Origin of the sequence: Clostridium sp. CAG:43, from assembly GCF_000434655.1 — a bacterium.
GTDB lineage: Bacteria > Bacillota > Clostridia > Lachnospirales > Lachnospiraceae > Otoolea > Otoolea fessa.
On the sequence record NZ_FR895046.1, the window covers coordinates 1 to 4583 of the forward strand.

The following is a 4583-nucleotide window of genomic DNA, read 5'->3' on the forward strand; positions in this document are numbered from 1 at the left end:
GCCAGAACTTTATTTCCTGTTTCCCATGCCCAGCTGCCAGAACGCCACTGCACTCGCTGCTGCCACGTTGAGCGAATCCACGCCGTGTGACATCGGGATTTTCACGGTGTAATCGCACGCCGCGATCGTCGATGCCGCCAACCCGTCACCCTCGGTTCCGAGAATGATCGCTAATTTTTCTTCCTGCGAAAGCGCCGGATCCGCGATACTCACGGAACGGTCACTGAGCGCCATCGCCGCCGTGCAAAATCCCAGCTTCTTAAGCGTTTCCATACTGTTCTCCGCCCAGTCGCCCTTCGGAATGTACGTCCACGGCACCTGAAACACTGTTCCCATACTGACACGGCTTGCGCGGCGGTACAGCGGGTCACTGCATCCCGGTGTCAGAAGCACCGCATCCATAAAGAGCGCCGCCGCTGACCGGAAAATCGCCCCCACATTCGTAGGATTTTCTACATTCTCAAGAATCGCGATCCGTCTGGCACCTGCACAGATTTCCTCGATCCCCGGCATTTTCTTCCGTTTCACCGCACACAGCATCCCGCGCGTCAGTTTAAAGCCGGTCAGGCGCGTCAGCACATCAAATGGTGCCGTAAACACAGGCACTCCCGCACACACCGGGCGTTCCAGAATCTCCCGCCCTTCTGTCTCGATATGGCGTTCTTCCATCAGAAAAGAAACCGGCTCATATCCCGCGTCGAGCGCCCGCCCGATGACCTTCGGGCTTTCCGCAATGAAAAGACCTTCCTTTGGTTCATTATAATGAAATAACTGCCCCTCGCTCAGCCGGGCATAGATATCCAGCTCCGGCGCTTCCAGGGTTGTAATTGAAATATGATTCATTCTGCTTTTCACCTTTTTTAATATGGTTTTCATGTTCTATCGAGTATACCACATTTCTTACAAAAAGGAAGTGCCGATTATGGACGCTGACATGAAATCATTTCTCTATTCTGCCGCATTCTATCATCCTCTTTCCGATTTCGTTCCTATTTCCATACAAATCTATCTTCGGCAAAAGATTTCGATTTGTCACGTTAAAAATGGCATCAAATAAAACGGTTTCAACAATAAATTTTCCTCTTTCCCCACATCTTTCTGTGACAGCAAATATAGGTTATGCACATTCCTTGAATATTTTCTGTAAAACTCTCGGATTGACTCATGTTTTCCCGTTCCGGAAGACTTTATTTCAAAAGCATTTATTTTGCAACACACTTTTTAATGGCATTTTTATGAAATTTAATAAAAAATACACCTTGGCACATTCTTTATGGAATAATAAAAAAAGAGTAGCAAAACTGGATTTACGCTCGTTTGCTACTCGTTTCGGTATTATTATATTTCCTGTTTTAAAAAAAGTCAAACCAAAAAATCACCTGTCGGAAACAGGAATTCTGGTTATTGGTTCACGGGCAGACACTTTGGGAACCGGCACTCCCACTCTCCGCTTCAACGCCTCAATATACAGCCCCGCAAACCGTCCCGGTGTCACGCGATTGTGAGTAATGTAACCGATCTCCATATAATCGTCCACATCAAGCGGAATCGCTACAATATTCGGTCCGTTCAGTTCCTCATTGATGACACCGCTGCAGATCGTATATCCATTCAGCCCAATCAGAAGATTAAACAGGGTCGCGCGGTCGGACACCAGGATGTCCTTGCGGCTGTCCAGCGTGCTGAGGATCTCCTCGGAGAAATAAAAGGAATTGTGCTCGCCCTGCTCATAGGACAGACGCGGATAAGGTTCCAAATCCGACAGGGTGATGGAACTGCGGCTTGCAAGCGGATTGGCCGCACCGATAAATACATGCGGTTTTGCCATAAAAAGCCGCGTAAATTTGAGGTCGTGTTCCCGCAGCGTCTTGCGGATCACCGTCTCGTTAAAACGGTTCAGATACAGCACGCCAACCTCGCTCCTAAGCTTCGCCACATCCTCAATCAGCTCATACGTCTGCGTCTCGCGGATACGGAAATCGTACTCTTCTCCGCCGTACTCGCGGATCAGATCGACAAACGCCTCAACGGCAAAGGAATAGTGCTGGGTGGAGACACAGAACTGGCGTTTCTGCGGCACAGCGCCAAAATAGCGCTCCTCGATCAGGTTTGCCTGCTCGATCACCTGTCTCGCATACCCCAGAAATTCTTCCCCGTCCGGGGAAATCACTACACCCTTGTTCGTGCGGGTAAACAGGGAAAATCCAATCTCATGCTCCAGTTCCTTGATCGCCGCCGTGAGGCTCGGCTGTGCAATATAAAGTTTTTTTGCCGCCCCGCTGATGGTTCCGGCTGCCGCCACCTCCACCACGTATTTTAACTGAAGTAATGTCATGCCCTGTTCTCCATTCTTACTGATTTTCTGTCATTTCTTTCTGAACCGCATCTGCCACAGAATTACATCAGGCTCAAATCCGCCTCTAACGCACCTAGTCCACAAATTTTTCCGTCTCTTTCAGACGAACCAGCGCTCTCGCCATCGCCGCGCGGGTGCTGTAATACTCGGAAATGCTCTGTTTCTGGCGCAGCCGCTCTTTCGCACGCTCTAATGCCTCCTGCGCCCGGATCCGGTCGATCTCCTCCGGTTTCTCGATCGTATCTGCCAGCAACATAACACGGTTGTTGGCGATCTCACAGAAGCCCTGCCCGACGACTGCCGCCTCCCACGGACCGTCCTCTGTCGCCTGGAAACGCATTTCTCCCGCTTTGACTGCCACGATCTCGCTCTCATGGTGCGCCATGACAGCCATCTCACCGTCCACCGCCGGAAGGATCAGACAGTGGCAGACTCCCTCATAGAATGTCCGGTTGCTGGATATGATTTTTACATGAAAATCTGCCATCCGTTCCTACGCCTCCTGTTTCTCTAAAGCCTTCGCCTTTGCCACTACATCCTCGATCGTTCCGACATTGAAGAATGCCGCCTCCGGGTACGCATCCATCTCACCATCCAGAATTGCCTTAAAGCCCTTGACGGTATCCTTTAACGGCACATACTTGCCCGGTACACCGGTAAAGTTCTCCGCCACGTGGAACGGCTGGGATAAGAAACGCTGTATCTTTCTTGCGCGGCCGACGGTCAGCTTATCTTCCTCAGACAACTCGTCCATACCCAGAATTGCAATGATATCCTGCAATTCCTTGTATTTCTGCAAAATCTCCTGCACCCGTCTGGCCGTCTCATAGTGTTCTTCTCCGACCACATCCGGTTCCAGAATACGGGACGAGGATTCCAGCGGATCGACCGCCGGGTAGATACCCTGTTCTACGATCTTTCTGGAAAGAACCGTAGTCGCATCCAGATGGGTAAAGGTAGTCGCCGGTGCCGGATCGGTTAAATCATCCGCCGGTACATAGACTGCCTGGATTGAAGTGACCGAACCATCTTTCGTCGAGGCAATCCGCTCCTGCAGCTCGCCCATCTCATTCGCTAACGTTGGCTGATAACCAACCGCCGACGGCATACGCCCAAGCAGCGCTGAAACCTCCGAACCTGCCTGTACATAACGGAAAATATTATCGATAAATAGTAACACATTCCGGTGCATTTTGTCACGGAAATATTCTGCCATCGTAAGCCCGGTCTCTGCAACTCTCATACGGGCTCCCGGCGGCTCGTTCATCTGTCCAAACACGAGCGCTGTCTTTTCCAGAACACCGGATGCCTTCATCTCACTCCAGAGGTCATTGCCCTCACGGGAACGCTCACCGACACCCGTAAAGATAGAATAACCGCCCTGCTCCATCGCAATATTCCGGATCAGCTCCTGAATCAGGACTGTTTTTCCGACGCCCGCGCCGCCAAACAGACCGACTTTTCCGCCCTTGGAATACGGCGCCAGAAGATCAATCACCTTGATGCCCGTCTCCAGAATCTCCGCGACCGGGCTCTGATCCTCAAATGGCGGCGGATCCCGGTGAATACACCAGTGCTCCTCACCATCCAGCTTTTGTCCTCCATCTACCGTCTCACCTAAAACATTAAACAAACGTCCAAGCGTCTTTTCGCCAACCGGAACGGAAATGCCTTCTCCCGTCGGTGTTACCTTCATGTCACGGCTCAAGCCCTCGCTTGCCGACAGCATGATGCAGCGGACGATATTATTTCCCATGTGCTTGGCAGCTTCCATCACACACATCTTTCCCTGATTTTCTACTGTGAGCGCGTCCCGGATCTCCGGAAGGGGACCGCTCTCAAATTTCACATCGACAACCGGACCGGAAACCTGGACAATCTTGCCTTCCGGCAGGCTGGTTTCAGTCTTTTTTGTCTCTGCCGCCTGTTCTCCCATCACACTCTCATCTCCTCTTCTCGTTCTCGTCTCTGTGCAGCCGCGCCGCCGCATACTTCGGTGATCTCCTGTGTGATCGCCGCCTGCCGCGCCCGGTTGTACATCGTATTCAAATCTTTTAAAAGTGCATCCGCATTATCCGTCGCCGCATCCATCGCCATCATACGGGCATTCTGCTCGCTGCAGAACGACTCAACCAGCGCGCCGTAGATAAATCCGGCTACATAGTTCGGAACGATCGCATTCATCGCTTCCTCCGGCGTTGCCCGGAGGGAAAACTCCTCCAGCCGC

General features: G+C 51.7%; 5 protein-coding genes. All 5 read right to left on the reverse strand.

The annotated features are described in order from the left end of the window. Positions 1–9: 9 nt before the first annotated feature. Positions 10–843: a TrmH family RNA methyltransferase gene (locus QVO97_RS03715; RefSeq protein ID WP_022359055.1), complete on the reverse strand. Its 834-nt coding sequence runs from the start codon at positions 841–843 to the stop codon at positions 10–12. Between the two features lie 532 nt (positions 844–1375). After that, positions 1376–2335: a LysR family transcriptional regulator gene (locus QVO97_RS03720; RefSeq protein ID WP_022359056.1), complete on the reverse strand. Its 960-nt coding sequence runs from the start codon at positions 2333–2335 to the stop codon at positions 1376–1378. 94 nt (positions 2336–2429) lie between these two features. Beyond that, positions 2430–2843 (reverse strand): ATP synthase F1 subunit epsilon, encoded by a 414-nt coding sequence (gene atpC, locus QVO97_RS03725; protein ID WP_022359057.1) that lies wholly within the window; start codon positions 2841–2843, stop codon positions 2430–2432. Between the two features lie 6 nt (positions 2844–2849). Continuing rightward, a complete protein-coding gene (atpD, locus tag QVO97_RS03730; protein ID WP_288188848.1) occupies positions 2850–4250 on the reverse strand; it encodes a F0F1 ATP synthase subunit beta in 1401 nt (466 codons plus the stop codon). Between the two features lie 41 nt (positions 4251–4291). Next, positions 4292–4583 (reverse strand): F0F1 ATP synthase subunit gamma (locus QVO97_RS03735; RefSeq protein WP_288188833.1); only part of this gene is annotated, 292 nt, incomplete at its 5' end.

Coding starts and splice junctions, on each gene's coding strand:
- QVO97_RS03715 (WP_022359055.1), bottom strand. CDS start 843: ATGAATCATATTTCAATTACAACCCTGGAAGCGCCGGAGCTGGATATC.
- QVO97_RS03720 (WP_022359056.1), bottom strand. CDS start 2,335: ATGACATTACTTCAGTTAAAATACGTGGTGGAGGTGGCGGCAGCCGGA.
- atpC (WP_022359057.1), bottom strand. CDS start 2,843: ATGGCAGATTTTCATGTAAAAATCATATCCAGCAACCGGACATTCTAT.